20 protein-coding genes and 3 tRNA genes are annotated in these 19121 nt (G+C 29.9%); 7 read left to right on the forward strand and 16 right to left on the reverse strand.

Annotated features, from left to right (window positions below; translation table 11 throughout):
- Positions 1-367: 367 nt before the first annotated feature.
- Positions 368-532: a hypothetical protein gene (locus Q0881_RS11890; protein WP_299160492.1), complete on the forward strand. Its 165-nt coding sequence runs from the start codon at positions 368-370 to the stop codon at positions 530-532.
- A 401-nt stretch (positions 533-933) separates the two neighbouring features.
- Positions 934-1161 (forward strand): hypothetical protein, encoded by a 228-nt coding sequence (locus Q0881_RS11895; protein ID WP_299160496.1) that lies wholly within the window; start codon positions 934-936, stop codon positions 1159-1161.
- Between the two features lie 109 nt (positions 1162-1270).
- Here Q0881_RS11895 and Q0881_RS11900 read toward each other — a convergent pair whose 3' ends face one another.
- Positions 1271-2305 carry an alpha/beta hydrolase gene (locus tag Q0881_RS11900; RefSeq protein WP_299160498.1) on the reverse strand — a complete coding sequence of 345 codons (1035 nt, stop codon included), beginning with the start codon at positions 2303-2305 and terminating at the stop codon, positions 1271-1273.
- 200 nt (positions 2306-2505) lie between these two features.
- Between Q0881_RS11900 and Q0881_RS11905 the strand changes: the two genes are divergently transcribed.
- Positions 2506-2691 (forward strand): hypothetical protein, encoded by a 186-nt coding sequence (locus tag Q0881_RS11905; RefSeq protein ID WP_299160500.1) that lies wholly within the window; start codon positions 2506-2508, stop codon positions 2689-2691.
- A 27-nt stretch (positions 2692-2718) separates the two neighbouring features.
- Here Q0881_RS11905 and Q0881_RS11910 read toward each other — a convergent pair whose 3' ends face one another.
- Complete coding sequence (locus Q0881_RS11910) at positions 2719-2931, reverse strand: hypothetical protein (protein WP_299160502.1); 213 nt, start codon at positions 2929-2931, stop codon at positions 2719-2721.
- Positions 2932-2967: 36 nt separating this feature from the next.
- Positions 2968-3147 (reverse strand): hypothetical protein, encoded by a 180-nt coding sequence (locus Q0881_RS11915; protein ID WP_299160504.1) that lies wholly within the window; start codon positions 3145-3147, stop codon positions 2968-2970.
- Positions 3148-4286: 1139 nt separating this feature from the next.
- On the opposite strand from Q0881_RS11915, the gene Q0881_RS11920 reads away from it, so the two are divergent.
- Together Q0881_RS11920 and Q0881_RS11925 are read left to right on the forward strand one after the other, a co-directional pair.
- Positions 4287-4700, forward strand: a complete 414-nt coding sequence (locus tag Q0881_RS11920) for a hypothetical protein (RefSeq protein WP_299160506.1) — start codon at positions 4287-4289, stop codon at positions 4698-4700.
- An 835-nt stretch (positions 4701-5535) separates the two neighbouring features.
- Positions 5536-6414: a hypothetical protein gene (locus Q0881_RS11925; RefSeq protein ID WP_299160508.1), complete on the forward strand. Its 879-nt coding sequence runs from the start codon at positions 5536-5538 to the stop codon at positions 6412-6414.
- Between the two features lie 106 nt (positions 6415-6520).
- Here the strand turns inward: Q0881_RS11925 and Q0881_RS11930 are convergent, their stop codons facing one another.
- The 5 genes from Q0881_RS11930 to Q0881_RS11950 form a co-directional block, all read right to left on the reverse strand.
- Entirely contained in the window at positions 6521-6712 is a 192-nt protein-coding gene (locus Q0881_RS11930; RefSeq protein ID WP_299160510.1) for a hypothetical protein, read from the reverse strand.
- Positions 6713-6917: 205 nt separating this feature from the next.
- A tRNA-Arg gene (locus Q0881_RS11935) sits at positions 6918-6991 on the reverse strand.
- Positions 6992-7020: 29 nt separating this feature from the next.
- Positions 7021-7095, reverse strand: a tRNA-Pro gene (locus tag Q0881_RS11940).
- A gap of 14 nt (positions 7096-7109) precedes the next feature.
- Positions 7110-7193 (reverse strand) — tRNA-Ser (locus Q0881_RS11945).
- A gap of 98 nt (positions 7194-7291) precedes the next feature.
- Positions 7292-9340: an HDIG domain-containing metalloprotein gene (locus Q0881_RS11950; RefSeq protein ID WP_299160512.1), complete on the reverse strand. Its 2049-nt coding sequence runs from the start codon at positions 9338-9340 to the stop codon at positions 7292-7294.
- 104 nt (positions 9341-9444) lie between these two features.
- Here Q0881_RS11950 and Q0881_RS11955 point away from each other — a divergent pair, with 104 nt between their 5' ends.
- On the forward strand, positions 9445-10620 hold the full coding sequence (locus tag Q0881_RS11955) for an acetyl-CoA C-acyltransferase (protein WP_299160514.1): 1176 nt from the start codon (positions 9445-9447) through the stop codon (positions 10618-10620).
- A 19-nt stretch (positions 10621-10639) separates the two neighbouring features.
- Positions 10640-11413, forward strand: coding sequence for a C40 family peptidase (locus Q0881_RS11960; RefSeq protein ID WP_299160516.1), 774 nt, complete (start codon positions 10640-10642; stop codon positions 11411-11413).
- A gap of 79 nt (positions 11414-11492) precedes the next feature.
- Here Q0881_RS11960 and Q0881_RS11965 read toward each other — a convergent pair whose 3' ends face one another.
- The 8 genes from Q0881_RS11965 to hemA form a co-directional block, all read right to left on the reverse strand.
- Entirely contained in the window at positions 11493-12110 is a 618-nt protein-coding gene (locus Q0881_RS11965; RefSeq protein ID WP_299160518.1) for a thioredoxin family protein, read from the reverse strand.
- Positions 12111-12136: 26 nt separating this feature from the next.
- Complete coding sequence (gene hemE, locus Q0881_RS11970) at positions 12137-13162, reverse strand: uroporphyrinogen decarboxylase (protein WP_299160520.1); 1026 nt, start codon at positions 13160-13162, stop codon at positions 12137-12139.
- Position 13163: 1 nt separating this feature from the next.
- Positions 13164-13610, reverse strand: a complete 447-nt coding sequence (locus tag Q0881_RS11975; protein ID WP_299160522.1) for a protease complex subunit PrcB family protein — start codon at positions 13608-13610, stop codon at positions 13164-13166.
- Positions 13611-13634: 24 nt separating this feature from the next.
- Complete coding sequence (gene hemL / locus Q0881_RS11980) at positions 13635-14924, reverse strand: glutamate-1-semialdehyde 2,1-aminomutase (RefSeq protein ID WP_299160525.1); 1290 nt, start codon at positions 14922-14924, stop codon at positions 13635-13637.
- Positions 14925-14978: 54 nt separating this feature from the next.
- A complete protein-coding gene (locus tag Q0881_RS11985; RefSeq protein ID WP_299160527.1) occupies positions 14979-15164 on the reverse strand; it encodes a hypothetical protein in 186 nt (61 codons plus the stop codon).
- Between the two features lie 58 nt (positions 15165-15222).
- Positions 15223-16188: a porphobilinogen synthase gene (gene hemB / locus Q0881_RS11990; RefSeq protein ID WP_299160549.1), complete on the reverse strand. Its 966-nt coding sequence runs from the start codon at positions 16186-16188 to the stop codon at positions 15223-15225.
- Positions 16189-16274: 86 nt separating this feature from the next.
- The gene (hemC, locus tag Q0881_RS11995; protein WP_299160551.1) at positions 16275-17861 is read right to left on the reverse strand and encodes a hydroxymethylbilane synthase; all 1587 of its coding nucleotides are present in this window, start codon (positions 17859-17861) and stop codon (positions 16275-16277) included.
- The gene (hemA, locus tag Q0881_RS12000; RefSeq protein WP_299160553.1) at positions 17845-19113 is read right to left on the reverse strand and encodes a glutamyl-tRNA reductase; all 1269 of its coding nucleotides are present in this window, start codon (positions 19111-19113) and stop codon (positions 17845-17847) included. Before hemA ends, hemC begins: the two co-directional genes overlap by 17 nt.
- Positions 19114-19121 lie beyond the last annotated feature (8 nt).

Consider the following 19121-nt stretch of genomic DNA (forward strand, 5'->3'; position numbering starts at 1 on the left):
CGTTTTGTTGCGTAGCTCAATAGCTACAGTTTTAATTTTATTTAATTATTTTCGAAGAAAAACTCATGATATATTTCTTAAAAGGTATTCTTTTAATATGTTTTTGTTTATCCATTTAATTTCTTTTTAATAAATTTTATGTTTCAAAAACATCAAAAAGAATAAAATGTTTTAAATCAGAGCAATTCTCTATTCGTTTGGTAATCTGTATCATTTCTGCTTTTATAACATTTAAATTGACTTAACTACATTATTTATACTTTTTGATAATTTTAGTTAAGTAAGGTTTTCCCTTACATATTTTACGGCTTTTCATCATTATTCTTATTTTTTACTTTTTAGATTTGAGAAATTAAAAACTCAAATTATGTTAAAGAACATTTCTAAATTAGGAATCGAATTATCTAAAACTAAACAACGTAATATTTCAGGAGGCGACAGTCCTGAATGCTATTACTGTAAATGCTTAACAGGTGACATTGTTATCGCATGTGGCCCAGATCGAGTAGAAGCATGTGGAGAAGCATGCTAATTACTAGCGACTTTCGGGTCGCTTTTTTCTTCTCTTTATTTCTCTTTATTTCTCATGATTTCTACTGTTTTACTTTATTTTGTTTTTATATTTTTGTTATAAAATGCTGTCATCTTAAAAAAAATCTTAGGTTTCTTCTTCTTCACAACTGGTCTACTTTTTCTTTCTTTTGAGGTTTTTGAACTCTATCATAATTTTTCTAACATATTCAAATCCTTATTTGAAGAAGGAAATTTTGGCTTTGAATCAATTATAGTTTTATTTTTCTTCCTACTATTTAACTTATTAATTTACTTGCTTATTGATACAGGTATAAAATATTTAAGACCTATATAACCTACTGTTTAATTTTAATATGTAACATTTTTCTTATTTTATTGACTAATAGATAAACTGCAATTATGAGACCTGAAAAAGAAAAAAGAATTTCCGATTACGATACCTCTGGTGATTTAGGAGTTACTGAAATGTTTGGTGCTATTTTCTATATGCTACTTGGAGGATTAAAGAAAAAGTACGAACATTATTATCAAGTAAAATTTCAAAGAAAAAATATTATTACTGGATACTTTTTAACTCTTTTTATTGTTTTTGGATCAATTGCATTATTCTTTTTTTTATTAGCTTAACTACAATTATTTTATTATTTGTTTATTTAAATTTTGACATAAAAAAAATCAACACTTATTAGGTGTTGATTTGTGGTAAATAATATAAGATTGTATTAACTCTCTCTTTTTATAAAAACTTATCTCTAAGAATTTCATACTGTTTCTGTAGGATTAATTCATTTGGATTATGCCCAGCTTCTTTTATTAAATAATAACCTTTATCTGGAGCTTTAATTTTTTCAAAATATATTTTATTCAACTTACTCGACGTTAAAATATCTTCCTCTCCTTGTATAAAATATATTGGAATATTAAATTTCAATGAATTATTATAAAAGTCAAGATTTTTAACCATTGACCTTATTCCCATTTTTTCATGACCTGCAAAATATAAAAATGAATAATCATCACCGTTATATCTATCTTTTTTATCTTTTTTATTATTATATTCTTGATTCATTCTCCACCAATTATTTGGTGCAGGAATAGCATTCATTCGTTCATATTTTTTTACAATTCTTAACATTTGCCCTAAATTTCTTGTGTTTTTATACGGAGGCTTTCCTAATGATTTCAACTTTTTAAAAGCAATACTGTCATTAGAATCAATTGCTAATTTCAAAACTTTATTATAGGCATATATATAATTTTTATTAAAGCCTACAAATTGAGCATTACCAACATAACCTTTAAATAAACTGGAGTTAGTTTGTATCATTTTTATACCAAGTATAGACCCCCAAGAGGCTCCCATTAATATTATACTTTTCTTATTTAAGTATTCTGTTAGGTACTCGGATAATTCTATACCATCTTCTACCATTTTTTTTAAAGTAAGTTTATTTTCTATGAAATAATCTTCATTTACTTCTTTTGGAGCGTTTTCCCCAAAGGTTCTACCAGCTCCTCTTTGATCCCAATTCACTAGGATAAAATCTTTTTTCCATTTGTCATATATAGAATCACTATAAGGTGTCATAACACTTCCTGGCCCTCCATGAAGAAAAAGAATAGCTGGTTTCTCTTTATCATTTCCTTTAATTGTTACCCATTGCTTTATTCCACCGATCGTAATAAACCTACTTTCATTTATAGACTTCTTCTGAGCTATCAAAGTATTTATAAAAAAAACAGTTAAAATAGTTATGTATAATGTTCTCATGTAATATATTTATTTCTAAGGACAATCTAAAAATTAAATTGTTACACATCATTTTAGCACCTAGCCCTAAAACCAATATTTTACTAGATTTAAATAATATTTACCACAATTATGTCAATGAACTTTCTGATTTTAATAGATCAGATAACTGCAGTTTTATTTTGTTTTATTATTTTTACTTTTACAAAAATTATTGCTTTATGAAATATTTAGAAAAACGTTGGGTTAGAATAGTATTAAGTCTAGTTTTAGGTGGCATGACTACTGAAATCTTACATATTACTACTGGCGACCCAAATAGACCAATGGAGTTCAATCCTACATTAATTTTTGCTTTAATCATATTTATTTTATTATCCTTCTTAGCAAAAAAACTTAATTCGTAACATAGCGTTTGCTTTAATTCACTATTGTTATTTCAATTCTTTGAAATTATCTTTAAAATACTTTTTTGCTACTAGCCATTTATCATTATGATTTTTCGGGTTTCTAGCAATCATATCTCCAACTTTTGGACTTCCGTTTTGTTTATCAGCTTCAGAAATTGAAACACTTGTTAATTTTTCACCTTTTTTAAAAGGTCTCATTTCTGCAATGTTGGTTCTTGTATAATTTTTGAATCTCATTATTTTGCGTTTTTGCGTAGCGAAATAGCTACTGTTTTATTTTTCGTATTTCTCTTTTAAAAATGATAATAATTCTTTCGATTGCTTTTCTGTTAACATTATTTGCCTAATGTTTTCTGTATATCTAGACACCTCTAAATGAACTCTTCCTTCAGAAAAACTCCTAAACGTAACCTCTCTATCTGTTTCTTTATTTAATATTACTTTGTTAGCCATTTTATCTACAGTTTTGTTTTTTTATAATTACTTTATATAGCTCTACTTATATATAATAGTGTACCTTACAAAAGGTTTAGTATATATTTTTTTTTCAAGTTGATTAATACTAAACTTTATAATTGGAGTCCTTGGCTGATTGATGGCGAGGACTCCTCTTTATATAAATTAATAACTACAGTTTTATTTATTCTTTTTTATCACTTACTCTATTTATTATAGGCTACCTTGCTGTACTTATTATATTTTAACGGTTTCTATAATAAGTTCTATTATTGGAGCCCTTGACTAATGACGAGGGCTTCTCTTTATATAAATTAATAACTACAGTTTTACTTTATTTTGTTTTTATTAAATTTGGGCTATGAATGAAAAAGAAACCCACAGACCTCAATACTATTTTGGTTTTATTGCTATCTGTCTATATTTTATCTATACTACCTTCAATAGAATTGATGAAATTGAGCAACTAACAATGATGGATTTATTTATTCTTATTCCATTAATTCTTCTTATTATTTTCTCAATTAATAGACTATATATAATCTATAAGAAATAACTACAGATTAATAATTCATTATATTTGATTAAATATTAATATCCCTATGAATAAATTTGAGAGACGTTTAAAAGGATTTTACAAATACCAAAAACGTTTAAGAAATTACAACCTCAGTCATTCGGACGGTTACATTCTTAAAACTACAGGCAAACCTTGTAGCTGCTATTTATGTAGCCCAAAAGATGAAAAAACGAAATACAAGTTGGCAAAAAATAAAGATCATCATTCTATTATTTATTAATCTAATTAAGATACTACACTTATTTTATATTTTGTTTCCTTAAATTTCAGACATAAAAAATAACACCTTGTAAATGTTGTTAAATAGCAAGCAATTTTTTAGTTCTAACTTTTTATACATTGTATTAGTTTTATCTTTTAATTATTTTAAAATATTCTCAATATTCTTTAATCTTAGTCTCACTCATCTTAGCTTATGAGTTATTCACTAGTACGAGTGAATATTTTTAAGACAATTAATATTAAAACACACTGTTATCGACACCTACCACCCAACTGAATATCAGTTATTTAATTATTTTACGTTAACTTTAGGTTCATTTTTATATTTTTTATTATGGAAACTATATTTATATTACCACTACTTACAGGTATAGAATGGGTTATTATAGGAGGAGTTGTACTTTTCGTTATTGTATTAGTAGCATTTAGGGCTAAAAACTTAATTGCAGCATCCAGTTTAAACCTTTCGGTTCCTAAAGATGGTTCAGCTAATTTAACCGTAACCTTACTACGTAAAGGATGGTTTACGTCAAAATTAAAACCTACTAGTGGTACGTTAAAACATCTTTCTGGTTCACTAATTGTTATTTCCCCTACTAGTCCAATTACTATAAATCGTGTAAATCGTACTGCGACTCTACAAATAACTGGTATAGCAAGAGGAACTGGTACAATAACTTTAAACGGAACGTCAAGAGGAGGAAACAGGTCACATGATACTCTAGTAGTTAAATATACTGTTACATAAATTATACACTGATTTTTAAAACTCCCTGTAAGTATTATTGTATTGTCGTGAATTTATTGCATTTTAAACTCTACTATATAATACCGTATATTGTTTACTTTTAAATTACAATAAAAGCCCCTTCACCGAAACTTAAAGCCTCTTCGTCTAATTTTAACAATAACAACCTTATAACCTAACTATCTTTGAAGTATAAATTAAGATTTTGTTTTTTCATTATATAGTTTGATTAGTTAGTTAGTTTTTAGAAAAGAAGTATCCTTGATAACGGATTACTTCTTTTCTTTTTTACTGTGTTTTTTTTAATATTTAAAACACAATCTTTAAGAATATCTCTTTATACTAAAACCTTTTTTTAATTCTACATTTTTTGATATTGTTTTGTAGAATATGTTTTAATTTTTGTTAATCTTTAATTAATTTATCATTAAATAAAACTACAACTTTACATACCTATTCTAAGGTAAGTCATTAAAATCTATACCGATTATTTTTGGTTTTCTAATTATGTAAATCATAAGCTCCCAACATCATTATTTTTTCCTTAGAATCTTATCCATTATATTTCTGAATATATTTTTTTTAAATTAAAAAGGGGATGTCTAGAAAAAAAAGGGAATCCTAAGAGAAAGATTAAAATATAAAAAACAGCCCCGAAGTACTGTAAATATTGAACAAAATTATAAATCCTCGCTTTTACACTACACATAACATAAAAACATAAATCTGTTAAATTTTTATATTTCTTTTATTTTTTTAATCATTTTGTTATAAATACAATAATATATAAGTACATTCGTTTTTAAATTGATCAACCTTCAAACCCTTCAAACAAATGAAACAAATTATTAAATTAATGACGTTAGCTGTTTTAGTTTCGTTACAAAGTTGTGACAAAAATGAAGTAGAAAAAAACATAACGTTAAATGCTAATTCTCCAGAAACGGGTATTTTACCTAATGAATTAAATAGTCACAATACAACACATAACTGTGCAACTGTGTCTCAATTTGGACCAAACTCTTACTGGTCAAATACACTTGTAAATACAAGTGAAACAAATTTTTTAAAACAACAAAACAATAAGGCGTCAAACCTTTTTGGTATATCAAATGTACCTCTTTATTTTGCGGCGGGAAGCGGTACATTTAATGCATTATCTTATGGACCTCCAGCAAATTATATTATCTGGGGTGAAGAAATGTTAAGTGGAGCTTTAAATTATGGAAGATCTGCTGTGGCCTATATTGTAGCACACGAAGTAGCTCATCAAATACAATTCAGACAAGGATATCCTTCTGTAACGGGAGCCTCTAATACAGAATTAGAAGCTGATGGTTTTGCTGGATATTTCTTAAGAAGAAGTTACACTTCTAATTGGTCTGACGTTATTCCTGCATATAATTTTTCTCAATCTATAGCTGGTGCTAATGGATCTTCTCATGGTACTGCTGCACAAAGACGTTCTTCTGTAAGATTAGGATGGTTATTAGCTAATAACGGTGCTTTATCTAATGCAAATCTTGATTACAACTTTTTTTACTACTATAATACTTATATTATACCAGGTAAATTAAAATCAAGTAATCTTGTAAAACCTAAAAGAATAGATGAAGAACTACATCAATTTATATTAACTAAGATAGAAGAATTAAACGATATTCATACAGGGAAAATCTCTGAAAAAGAATATGCAAACCTAGGTAATAACTAAAATAATATTAAATAAAGGTTGATCATTTTAGAAAGAGAGAGGTTTTAAAAAGCCTCTCTTTTTTATTTCTAATAATCTTAGTTGCTTATACTAGATGGAATTATCATTAATACCTGTTTAATATTTGATAAATAGAATATAATAATAACACTATACCTCCAATCTTAAAAAACAAAGCATAATTTTCTCTCCAATTATCATTTTTTTCTTTATCCTTAGAATGTTTAATAAAATTAAAACCAATTAATATTATATAAAATGAGGCTATCATTTTTAGAATTATTAGAACTTTCTCCATAAAATCAAATTATTTTAATTCTTTTTTCACTTTTGGCATCACTAATAAAGCACATATTTCTTTTTAAATTTCACATTTCAAAAATTGATACCTCTAAGTAAAAAGTAATACCTTTTAATATACCTAGAAACACATTAAAACAGCCTTGAATTAATGTAAATATTAAACAACAAAAAAGCCTCACTAATTAAAGTGAAGCTTTAAGTGAGCCCGATAGGATTCGAACCTATGACCGCCTCCTTAGAAGGGAGGTGCTCTATCCAGCTGAGCTACGAGCCCGTAGTTTTTATGTTTCTACGAAAACAGTGTCGGGGTGGCAGGATTCGAACCTGCGACCTCCTCGTCCCAAACGAGGCGCGATGACCGGGCTACGCTACACCCCGAGTGCAATTCTTAGCGGAGAGACAGGGACTCGAACCCTGGCGACAGTTTCCCGTCGACAGATTAGCAATCTGCTGCATTACCACTCTGCCACCTCTCCTGGACACTCAAAACTCGTAAAAGTTTGAGTTAAAAATTGCGAGTGCAAATATATAACCGATTAAACATTTATACAAGTTTTTTTTAAGAAAAAAATCACTAATCTGGATACTCAACACGTAAGTGGTAGATATTCATTAACTTATTCTTAATAATTTTTTTTATTTTTTCTATTTCTCTAAACGTGATATCCGAATTTCGGAACTGATTATCGTTTTTTTGCTTATTTATAATCTTATCTATTAATTCGTCGATAGATTGTGCTGTTGGGTTTTTTAAACTCTTTGAAGCTGCTTCAGCTGCATCACACATCATTAAAATTGCTGTTTCTTTAGAAAAAGGTATTGGACCTTGATATTGAAACTTTTTAATATCTATTTCTTCTCCTGGATTATTCTCTTGCTCTTTCTTATAAAAATAATACGTTACACTTGTTCCGTGATGAGTTCTTATAAAATCGATAATTCTATCAGGTAACTTATTTTTTTTTGCAATTTCAATTCCATTTATAACATGATCTAATATAATTCGTGCACTATCTTTAGGTAACAAATCATTATGAGGATTAACTCCTGTTGATTGATTTTCCGTAAAATACATAGGCTGTGCCATTTTACCAATATCATGATATAAAGCTCCTGTTCGTACCAACATTGAGTTTGCTCCAATCTCATTCGCTGCTGCTTCTGCTAAATTAGCTACTTGCATTGAGTGTTGAAAAGTTCCTGGTGCTTTTTCATTTAAATCTCTTAATAGCTTTGAATTTGTATTTGACAATTCCAATAAGGTAACATCAGAGACCAATCCAAATAACTTTTCATAAAAATAAATAAAGAAAACTGCTAAAAACGACAACAATCCATTTGCTGCAAACAATCCAAAATACAACCAATTTATTTTATCAGCATTCCCTTCTTTTAAAATAGAAAAAGCAAAGTAAGTAATCATATAAATCAATGTTATTTGACCTATTGAAACAAATAAACTTGCTCTTTTATAAAGTTCAGAAACGGTTAAAATTGTTACTATTCCTGCTATAATATGTAAATAGATAAACTCAAAACTGTTAGGTACAATAAAACCTAATAACAACACCGTTAACACGTGAGTAAACAATCCTAAACGAGCATCAAAAAAGGCTTTTAAAACAATAGGTAATATGCTCAAAGGTACTACATACAAGTATTCTGAATTGTACTTAACAACTATAGTTTGCACAAAAATCATTAAAAAAACATTAAAGAATATAAATGTTACTTTGTTATTATTATTAAATATCTCTAATCGATATTTTTCTAAAAAAAGTAACAACATTAACATAGCCAAGGATACTAAAATAGTATAGCCAAAAACAATCCAATTATAATTAGATTTTGTCCAAATTTGAGATCTTGAAGCAACTTCATACGATTTTAAAACATTAAACTTTTTTCCTTCGACAATGTCACCTTTTAAAATAATAAGTTCTCCTTTAGATACCTTTCCTTTTGCTAAAGAAATGCTATTTAAAGCTTCATTTAACTCTCTTTCGCTATATTTTAAGTCGTAGCTAACATTTGATCTTAAAGTTTCTGACAAGTACCTTAAAATTAATTGCTGCTGATTTACGTTTAAACCTCTAACTTTTTTATTTACATAAGTTAAAACTTCATTTGATTGAATTAGTCTAGAAAACAAAACATCTTCAATAGAGTTTCCTTTTCTTAAAATAACAACATCTCCCCTATTTGCTTTTACATTACTTATATCATCTAATAAACCATACTTGTATATCGTATTAATAATACTTAATCCTGTTTTTTTTAGAAACTGAACTTCTTTAACCGATAAAGAATCTGATGGGGTTATCTTATTATTAAACTCTTCAATTACCTTTCCTTTTATACTTGAATCTACAACAAAATATTTTTTTGCATTAGATTCAATATTTTTGATCTCTTCAGATTTTTCTTTTTCTGTTTTTTGAATAGCAAAATCAAAAGGAGAATATAAGTTATCATATTGCCACGGTTTACCTTGTGGGAAATCATATTTAAATTGTCCTCCTTTGGGGAATAAGTATACAATTGCAGTAACTGTTATTAAGAATAACAATACTTTATAAATTATAGCATTGTTTTTATACAATTTATTAATAAAATCGTTCATTTTTAGCTTTTAAAAATGTAAATATAACCTTTATCTATTATTTGAGTACTTGTTATAAAATGGTTATTTTCGCAGAACTAATCTTAATACAACACACTCAATATATGAAAGAAGTAGTTATCGTATCGGTTGCAAGAACTCCAATAGGTAGTTTTTTAGGAACTTTATCAACTACACCTGCTCCAAAACTAGGAGCTGTAGCAATTAAAGGAGCTTTAGATAAAATAAACTTAAAACCAGAAATGGTTGAAGAAGTTTATATGGGTAATGTAGTATCTGCTGGGTTAGGTCAAGCACCTGCTCGTCAAGCAGCAATTTTTGCTGGAATTCCTAATACTGTTCCTTGTACTACTGTAAATAAAGTTTGTTCATCTGGTATGAAAGCCATCATGTTAGCTGCTCAAACAATTGCTTTAGGTGATGCCGAAATTGTTATAGCAGGAGGTATGGAAAATATGAGTATGATTCCTCATTATCAACATGCACGTAGCGCTACCAAATTTGGTCCAGTAAAAATGGAAGATGGTATGCAGAAAGACGGTTTAGTTGATGTGTATGAAAAAGTAGCCATGGGTGTATGTGCAGATGAATGCGCAACTGAATATGAATTTTCAAGAGAAGATCAGGATGCATTTGCAATAGAGTCATACAATCGTTCTGCTAAAGCATGGAATGAAGGTAAATATGCTGATGAAATTGTTCCTGTAGAAATACCTCAACGTCGAGGTGAACCAATTATTTTTTCTGAAGACGAGGAATATAAAAACGTAAAAATGGAAAAGATTCCAGCTTTACGTGCTGCATTTACAAAAGAAGGAACTGTTACTGCTGCAAATGCTTCAACAATTAACGATGGTGGAGCTGCATTGGTATTAATGTCTGCTGAAAAAGCTGCTGAATTAGGTTTAACTCCTTTAGCAAAAATTAAAGGATATGCAGACGCTGCTCATGAACCTAAGTGGTTTACAACTGCTCCTGCAAAGGCATTACCAAAAGCTTTAGCTAAAGCTGGAGTTTCTATTGATGATGTTGATTATTTTGAGCTTAACGAAGCTTTTTCTGTTGTAGGGTTAGCTAATATGAAAATTTTAGGGTTATCTGCCGATAAAGTAAATGTTAATGGAGGTGCTGTATCATTAGGACATCCATTAGGTGTTTCTGGGGCTAGAATTATAATAGCTTTAACATCTATATTAAAACAAAACAATGCTAAAATTGGTGCTGCTGGTATATGTAACGGTGGTGGTGGTGCTAGTGCAATGGTAATTGAAAGAGTTTAATTTTTAATAAAAGCTATTAATGCCTTTCGGAATTTGTAATTTAAGTATTGTTCCTCTTCGACTTGAGCCAACTGATATTTCAGAAATGGTAAATCAAGTTGTTTTTGGTGAACATTTTGAAATCTTAGAAAAAACTAAAAAGTGGAGTAAAATCCGTTTGGCTTTCGACAATTACGAAGGCTATATTGATAATAAACAATACGAAGAAATTTCTGATGAAGACTATACCCTTTTATGCCAAGAAAAAAAGCATTTTGCAGGTGAATTAATAGACTTTATTACTGATGACAATCATAATTTAACCACCATACCAATGGGAGCTAGACTTCCTTTTTTTAACAACAATAAAATAAATATAAATACTACTTCTTACTTTTATGAAGGAAAAGTGTGTAATAAGCAATTAACAAAATCAGCAATTGTTGAAACTGCATTTTTGTTTTTAAACGTTCCTTATTTATGGGGAGGTAAATCTCCTTTTGGAATAGATTGTTCTGGCTTTACACAAACCGTTTATAAATTATGTGGTTACAACCTTTTACGTGATGCTAAAGAACAAGCAACGCAAGGTGATGTTTTAAGTTTTATTGAAGAAAGTGAACCTGGTGATTTAGCTTTTTTTGACAATGAAGAAGGCTTAATTACTCATGTAGGAATTATTATGAAAGATTATAATATTATTCACGCACATGGTAAAGTTCGTATCGATAAATTAGACCATAGCGGTATTTACAATGTAGACACAAACCAACACACTCATAAACTTAGAGTCATTAAAAGATTAATCGATTAAAGATTGTTCTTTTCTTATAAATAAAAAACCTCTTTCTGTTTAGAAAGAGGTTTTTTATATCAATTAATTAAATGCTTTATTATTTTACTACTGGTTTTATAAAAGCTTCTAATTCCTTTTCATTAACTTCATTAACTTCATCCCAACCCATATTTTTTGTTGGTGACAAGGCTCCTCTTTTAAAGTCTAAAATTCTTTTCTTACCAGTTATTAAATATGCTGAAGGATAATCTAACTTATGAATAAACCCAGATATTCTTATACTAGACCTATCTGACAGTTTTTCTTTAGAAGGCACTAAAAAGATTCTCTTATCTAATTTTTTAGCCATTCTTTTCACACCCTCATCTTTGTCCCAAAAAAGCATAATAAATTCAACTTTATCATTATACTTTTCTACTAGTTTATTTAAAGCAGGTATTTCTCCCCAACATGGTGCACACCAAGTAGCTGCTGTTAATAAAACAATTGGTTTTTCAATTTTGTCTGTACTAATAGTTTTCCCATCAATAGAGGTAAAATCGTAGTTAGAAATATACTTATCTCGTATACAATTATAAACAATATCGTCTAACATTGCTGCATCGTTACTTGAAGTTGCAATACAATCATCTACAATATCTTTATAATATATCTTTTTTTGTGCAAAAGTTTTCGAGACAGCTATCAACGCTAAAACCAGTAATAATCTCTTCATTTTTAATAATTTAAGGGGATTAAATTTTAAAATTTATATTCCTTCACCGCATCAATAAATGCTTTCGCATTATCTAGTGGAATGTTAGGTAAAATTCCGTGCCCCAAGTTAACAATATATTTGTCTTTACCAAACTCATTTATCATTTGGTGTACCATTTTTTTAATTTCTGCAGGTGGAGACAGTAATCTCGATGGATCAAAGTTACCTTGTAAGGTAATATTTCCTCCTGATAAATAACGTGCATTTCTTGCTGAACATGTCCAATCTACTCCTAATGCTGAAGCATTTGACTTAGCCATATCTCCTAATGCAAACCAACACCCTTTTCCAAAGGCTATTACTGGAGCATCATCTTTTAATGCCTCTATTATTTGATTAATGTATTGCCATGAAAATTCTTGATAATCTGTTGGAGATAACATTCCTCCCCAAGAATCAAAAACCTGTACTGCATTTACACCTGCTTGTACCTTTGCTTTTAAATACGCAATTGTGGTATCTGTTATCTTCTGTAGCAATTGGTGTGCCAAAATTGGTTGCGTAAAACAAAATTCTTTTGCTTTATCAAAATTCTTTGACCCCTGACCTTGTACAACATAGCATAAAATAGTCCATGGAGAGCCTGCAAAACCTATTAAAGGAATCTCATCATTTAATTTTTCTTTTGTTGCTTTAATTGCATCCATTACATAGCCTAATTCTTCATGTACATCTGGAACAATTACACTATCTAATCCTTTTTTATCTCTTACTGGGTTTGGTAAATATGGACCAAAATCTGGTTTCATCTCCACTTCAATATTCATTGCTTGTGGTATTACCAATATATCTGAAAATAAAATTGCAGCATCCATTCCGTATCTACGAATTGGCTGTACTGTTATTTCAGATGCTAACTCTGGAGTTCTACAACGGGTAAAGAAATCATACTTTTTTCTAATTTCCATAAACTCTGGCAAATATCTTCCAGCTTGACGCATCATCCATACTGGTGGACGATCAACAGTTTCACCTTTTAAGGCTCTTAAAAATAAATCGTTTTTTATCATTCTATTCAGTTACAAAGACTATGTCTTTCTTTGTTTTTGGTATTTTTACTATATGTATTGGTTGCGTAAGCACCATAGTAACCATGTCCGTTGGCTTTGGGCCTTTAGACTCTATTGTTATTAATAGCTTACTTTTTTCTTCTTTAATTTTTGAAATTTCTATTGAAAAACCTCCTGTATTCTTCTGTGAATCTATCACTGCGATTATTATATTCTTAGAAAAATCTATTAAATCAGTAAATTGATTAGATGCATCTGCTTTTAATAAAAAAGCTTGCCATTCTTTTTCTGACTTGATTACAAGGTTTTCTTTTTCAAATCCCCCGACACCATTTCCATGTAATGTTCCTTGGTATAATGAGTTCATTTTTGTTTCTTGATTTTCTTGATTATTATTAGGACACGATCCTAACAGAATACTAAAAAAAATTGCGAATATTGTTTTCATAACAAACTCTTTTACATATTTAAATTACATTTCAGAAACTGCTTCCATTGATTTATCAATAGCTTTTACTATTTTCTGTATATCCTTTTCTGATAATACAGAAGATAAAAACCATGCTTCAAACTGTGATGGAGGTAAAAATACTCCATTTTTTATCATTTCCCAGAAAAACACAGCGAACTTATTAGTATCGCATGTTTGAGCTTCCTCAAAATTTGTTACTTTTTTGTTTGTAAAAAATGGATTTATCATTGATCCAAATCTATTCACTGTTATTTCTACTCCATATTTTTTTGCTGATTCTAACAAAAATACTTCAATTATTTGAGCTATTTCATTAAACTTTTCATATGGATTTTGTTTCTTCAACTCTGTTAAAGTAGCGATTCCACCTGCCATTGCTATTGGATTACCACTCAACGTTCCTGCTTGATACATCCCTCCTAAAGGTGCAACCATTTCCATAATCTCGTTACGTGCTCCATAGGCTCCTACTGGAAACCCTCCTCCTATTACTTTTCCTAAACAAGTAATATCAGCTTCTACATCAAACAATTCTTGAGCTCCTCCAAATTTAGATCTAAAACCTGTCATTACCTCATCTACTATTAATAAGGCTCCTTTCGATTTTAAATACTCTTTTAACTCTTTTAAAAAGTTATTCTGAGGCATTACCACTCCCATATTTCCGGCAACTGGTTCTAAAATAACTCCAGCAATATCATCATGCTCTTCAAAATGTGCTTTTACACTTTCTAAGTCATTATAATTTGCTATCAATGTGTTTTTAACAGCTCCTTCTGGTACTCCTTTTGATCCCGGTAAGCTTAGTGTTGCTAGTCCAGAACCTGCTGCTACCAATAATGCATCTTGATGCCCATGATAACATCCTGCAAATTTGATAATTTTATCTTTTCCTGTAAAAGCTCTCGCTAAACGAATTCCACTCAAAACTGCTTCTGTTCCTGAGTTTACAAAACGTACTTTATCCATTCCTGGAAAAGCATCACAAACTATTTTTGCTAATTTGATCTCATTTTTTGTTGATGCTCCAAATGAGTATCCATTTTTTAAAGCTTTTGTAATTGCTTTTTGTACTTTCTTATTACGATGACCTAAAATCATTGGTCCGTAAGACAGTACTAAATCTACAAATGAATTACCATCTACATCGATAATTTTACTTCCTTTTGCTTTTTTTATAAATAATGGATTACCTCCAACTGAAGCAAATGCTCTTACTGGTGAGTTTACAGCGCCTACTAAGTTTACTAATCCTTTAGTATATAATTTTTGTGATTTTTTGAATTCCATAACTTTATTTTAGTTATCTATTAAATTGTTATTCTACTAGAAATTTAGCTCCTCTTAATTTTCAAAAAAATGTAAGTATTCATCAATCTTTTTATCACTTACCTTCCAATCCTTTCCTTTACACTCTCTTAAATAAATTATACCTGCTAACTCTACTGCATTTCCTGCTATTACCTCTAATTCACCTTTTCTTGCAATTACTTGATTATCTTTTATTTCAAGTTTATATCCTTTCTCCAAGAGTAGATGATAAATAGGTGGCTCAATATTTCCTGCTGCAGCAATCCTTTCCTCTAGATTACTTTCTATTTAAAACTTTTGCCGCTTCTTTAGCAAAGTAGGTAATAATAATATCTGCTCCTGCCCTTTTCATTGACAGTAAGCTTTCCATCATTACTTTTTCTCCATCAATCCAACCCTTTTCTGCTGCTGCTTTTACCATAGCATATTCTCCACTTACATTATAACATGCTATTGGTCGATCGAAATTATTTTTTAAATCTCTTATGATATCTAGATATGATAGTGCTGGTTTTACCATTAATATATCTGCACCTTCTTGATCATCAAAAGTTGCTTCTCGCATTCCTTCATCTCTATTTGCTGGGTCCATTTGATATGTTCTTCTATCTCCAAATGATGGTGCTGAATCTACTGCTTCTCTAAATGGCCCGTAAAATGCTGAAGAATATTTTACTGAATACCCCATAATTGGTAAGTTTGCAAATCCTGTATTATCTAAAGATTCGCGCATCATAGCTATGGTTCCATCCATCATTCCTGATGGTGCTACCATATCTGCTCCTGCTCTTGCATGTGAAATAGTTTGTTTTGCTAAATTCACTAATGTTGCATCGTTATCTACATCATTATTATGAATTACACCACAATGTCCATGCGATGTATATTCACAAAAACACACATCGGTAATTACATATAAACTTGGGTAGTTTTTTTTGATAAATCGGATTGCTTGTTGCATTATTCCGTTATCATTCCAAGTTTCTGTTCCTTCATCATCCTTTTTTGATGGTATCCCGAATAATAATACTGCTGGAATATTTAACGCAACTACCTCTTCTAATTCTTTTGAAATAGTGTCTAATGAATAACGTTTTATTCCTGGCATTGATGGTATTTCTGTTTCAATACCTTTACCTTCTTCTATGAATAATGGATATATAAAATCATCTACAGACAGTTTTGTTTCCCTAACCAATCTGCGAATTCCTTCTGTTTTTCTTAACCTACGCGTTCTAAACATTGCTTATTCTTTTCAGTCATTACGAGAAAGAATAATGAAATTATCTTTATAAAGAGATTCATTCGCTTTACTCGGAATGACGTAGTTTATTCTTTTACAAAATGTAAATTCACTAATTCTATTACACTTTCTACTGTTGGTAGTTTTGCTACCTGAACATTTTCAAAATGTTTTCTTGCTTCTTTAGCTGTACTTTCCCCTATACAAAATGCCACTTTATTTCCTGCATTTTCTTTCATATAGCTTTCTACTGTTGATGGACTGTAAAACAAAACTCCGTTTACTTTCTCATCTACTTTCGATGGGCTATACATAGTCTTATATGCTTCAACTTCGTTTACAACAATCCCTTTTTCAGTTAAAACACTTGGTAAAGTATCTAAACGTAAATCGCTACAGAAATAAGTTACTTCTTGCCCTTTTATTTCGTTAGAAAGGTATGCTGCTAACTTTTCTGCATTTCTTTCTGAATGCGTAACCTTTCCTATTTTCTGTTCAATCAACTTCTTTGTTCGTCGGCCTACGCAAAAAATATTTTTAAAATTCAATTCATCTGAGGTAAAAGAATTTGCTAATGCTTCTACTCCATTTTTACTTGTAATAATTACGTTCTCAATTTCGTTCTTTACTACTTTAGGTGCTATTCTATTAAAACGAATTTTAATAAAATCGCTATCCTCTGTAGCTACAGAAGTTGGCAATAATTTCTTTTGAATTTCTGATAATTTTTTTGTTGAATATATAGCAAACTCTTTTTCTTCTGCCATATCTTCCATCATCAATTCTTTCCCTCCTCTATTAATCACATAGTCTGCACAGTCTTTCGCTAAATATCTATGGCGACCCAGTTTCCCAGTTTTGGTAACCGAAATCTTCTTTTTCCCATCTTTACTTAACAATAAACCTTTAAAGTTTATCTCTCCTGTTTTATCATCAATATAGGCTAGAGCTCCAATTGGCGCTGTACACCCTCCTTCTAATAAATTTAAAAACTCACGTTCTATCCCTACACAAACTTGTGTTTCATAGTGGTTTAATTGCTCACATGCATCTTTAGAAAAATCATCGTCAGCTAAAGCAGTTATCATAATTGCTCCTTGTGCTGGTGCTGGTATCATCCAAGATAGATTAATTGCCCCTGCTGGGCGTTTACCTATTCTTTCTAAACCAGCTGCTGCAAAAACAGCTCCGTTCCATTCGTTATTTTCTAACTTTTCTAAACGTGTATTTACGTTACCTCTTAAATCTACTACTTTATGTGTTGGGTAACGATTTAACCATTGTGCTTTTCTTCGTAAACTACCTGTTGCAATTACACCATTTGGCTGTCCAAAAAACTCTTCATTGTCTTTTAACACCAATATATCGGCATAATTAGCTCTTTTTAATACTGCCGCTTGAATAATTCCTTCTGGCAATACCGTTGGCACATCTTTTAATGAATGTACAGCAATATCAATATCGCCATTTAACATAGCAATATCTAAGTTCTTAGTAAAAATTCCTGTAATTCCTAATTCATACAAAGGTTTATCTAAAACTAGATCTCCAGTAGATTTTATTGGAACTATTTCACATTTATATTCTAACTCTTCTAGTTGCTTGCGAACTTTGTTTGCTTGCCACATAGCCAATTGGCTATCTCGTGTACCTATTCTAATTGTCTTCTGCATGGATAGTTTCTAAATTTGCCCCAAACACTTTAGCCATTACTTCTATACTATTATTTACAGAAGTTTCTTCGTCTTTTAAGTGTTTTACAAATTGTGTGGTTATTTTTTGAATAAATCTTGATGTTATTACCTCAGCTTGAGATTCATCAAAATCTTTTATTTTTTTCTTATGAAAAGCTATTTCTCCTTGTTGAATTGTTTTCAACGATTGTTTTAATGCATTAATAGCCGGTGTAAACCTTCTATGGTTTAACCATTCTTGAAACTCTTCATTATGTATTTCAATAATAGCTTCTGCTACGGGTATTTCTTGTTGACGAACTGCTAATGTTTCATCTGTTATTTTTGATAATTCATCAACATTTATCAATGTTACGTTTTCTAATCCTGCTACTTCTTTCGATACATTTGCAGGCATAGATAAATCTAAAATCAATAACTCCTTATTGGTTAAGATATGCTCTTTTTTAATAGTTGCTTCTGAAGCTCCTGTTGAAACTATTAAAACATCTGTACTTGCTATTTCTTTATTTAAGTTCTCAAACTTAGCATTTCTAATAGATGTATGCTCTTTAACAAACTCTACTGCTTTTTCTTCAGTCCTATTAATTAAACTTACCGATTTATTTTGCGTATACTCTGCTAAATTTTTACAAGTATGTTTACCCATTTTACCCAATCCAAAAACTAAAATATTTTTCAAATTGTAGTTTTCTAGGTTTTTTATAATGTACTGAACTGCTGCATAAGATACCGATGTTGTCCCAGAACTTAATTTTGTTTCATTCTTCACACGCTTACTAGCTTGCATTACATGATTTAACAATCGCTCAAAATAAGCATTTGTAGTTCCTACTTCTTTTGCTAATTTAAATGCTTGTCTTAACTGACCAACAATTTCATAATCACCTAAAATTTGACTATCTAAACCTGTTCCCATTCGAAACAAGTGGTTAATAGCTTCTTTATTTTTATAAACATTAGACACTTGAGCAAATTCTTCTACAGAACCGTTTGAGTATTTACAAAGCATTCCTATTAACTGAAAAGGATGATCTGCAAAACCTGTTATTTCTGTTCTATTACAAGTTGACAGCACAAAAATACCTTCCATACCTTTACTCTTAGCTTCTTCTAAAAGTGCTATTTGATTTTCTTTGGAAACACTAAACTTTCCTCTAATACTTGCATCAGCTTTTTTATAGCTAACCCCTATATTATATAAATTCTTGTTATGTTTTTCTTCTACCATTAAGTCTT

The organism is uncultured Tenacibaculum sp., assembly GCF_947494125.1.
Lineage (GTDB): Bacteria > Bacteroidota > Bacteroidia > Flavobacteriales > Flavobacteriaceae > Polaribacter.

What these genes read in the sequence shown, in the direction of transcription:
- hemA (WP_299160553.1), bottom strand. Translation starts at nt 19,113, where the DNA reads ATGGTAGAAGAAAAACATAACAAGAATTTATATAATATAGGGGTTAGC.
- Q0881_RS11915 (WP_299160504.1), bottom strand. Translation starts at nt 3,147, where the DNA reads ATGGCTAACAAAGTAATATTAAATAAAGAAACAGATAGAGAGGTTACG.
- Q0881_RS11925 (WP_299160508.1), top strand. Translation starts at nt 5,536, where the DNA reads ATGAAACAAATTATTAAATTAATGACGTTAGCTGTTTTAGTTTCGTTA.
- Q0881_RS11905 (WP_299160500.1), top strand. Translation starts at nt 2,506, where the DNA reads ATGAAATATTTAGAAAAACGTTGGGTTAGAATAGTATTAAGTCTAGTT.
- hemE (WP_299160520.1), bottom strand. Translation starts at nt 13,162, where the DNA reads ATGATAAAAAACGATTTATTTTTAAGAGCCTTAAAAGGTGAAACTGTT.
- Q0881_RS11930 (WP_299160510.1), bottom strand. Translation starts at nt 6,712, where the DNA reads ATGGAGAAAGTTCTAATAATTCTAAAAATGATAGCCTCATTTTATATA.
- Q0881_RS11950 (WP_299160512.1), bottom strand. Translation starts at nt 9,340, where the DNA reads ATGAACGATTTTATTAATAAATTGTATAAAAACAATGCTATAATTTAT.
- Q0881_RS11890 (WP_299160492.1), top strand. Translation starts at nt 368, where the DNA reads ATGTTAAAGAACATTTCTAAATTAGGAATCGAATTATCTAAAACTAAA.
- Q0881_RS11900 (WP_299160498.1), bottom strand. Translation starts at nt 2,305, where the DNA reads ATGAGAACATTATACATAACTATTTTAACTGTTTTTTTTATAAATACT.
- hemC (WP_299160551.1), bottom strand. Translation starts at nt 17,861, where the DNA reads ATGCAGAAGACAATTAGAATAGGTACACGAGATAGCCAATTGGCTATG.
- Q0881_RS11920 (WP_299160506.1), top strand. Translation starts at nt 4,287, where the DNA reads ATGGAAACTATATTTATATTACCACTACTTACAGGTATAGAATGGGTT.
- Q0881_RS11895 (WP_299160496.1), top strand. Translation starts at nt 934, where the DNA reads ATGAGACCTGAAAAAGAAAAAAGAATTTCCGATTACGATACCTCTGGT.
- Q0881_RS11910 (WP_299160502.1), bottom strand. Translation starts at nt 2,931, where the DNA reads ATGAGATTCAAAAATTATACAAGAACCAACATTGCAGAAATGAGACCT.
- Q0881_RS11960 (WP_299160516.1), top strand. Translation starts at nt 10,640, where the DNA reads ATGCCTTTCGGAATTTGTAATTTAAGTATTGTTCCTCTTCGACTTGAG.
- hemL (WP_299160525.1), bottom strand. Translation starts at nt 14,924, where the DNA reads ATGGAATTCAAAAAATCACAAAAATTATATACTAAAGGATTAGTAAAC.
- Q0881_RS11975 (WP_299160522.1), bottom strand. Translation starts at nt 13,610, where the DNA reads ATGAAAACAATATTCGCAATTTTTTTTAGTATTCTGTTAGGATCGTGT.
- hemB (WP_299160549.1), bottom strand. Translation starts at nt 16,188, where the DNA reads ATGTTTAGAACGCGTAGGTTAAGAAAAACAGAAGGAATTCGCAGATTG.
- Q0881_RS11955 (WP_299160514.1), top strand. Translation starts at nt 9,445, where the DNA reads ATGAAAGAAGTAGTTATCGTATCGGTTGCAAGAACTCCAATAGGTAGT.
- Q0881_RS11965 (WP_299160518.1), bottom strand. Translation starts at nt 12,110, where the DNA reads ATGAAGAGATTATTACTGGTTTTAGCGTTGATAGCTGTCTCGAAAACT.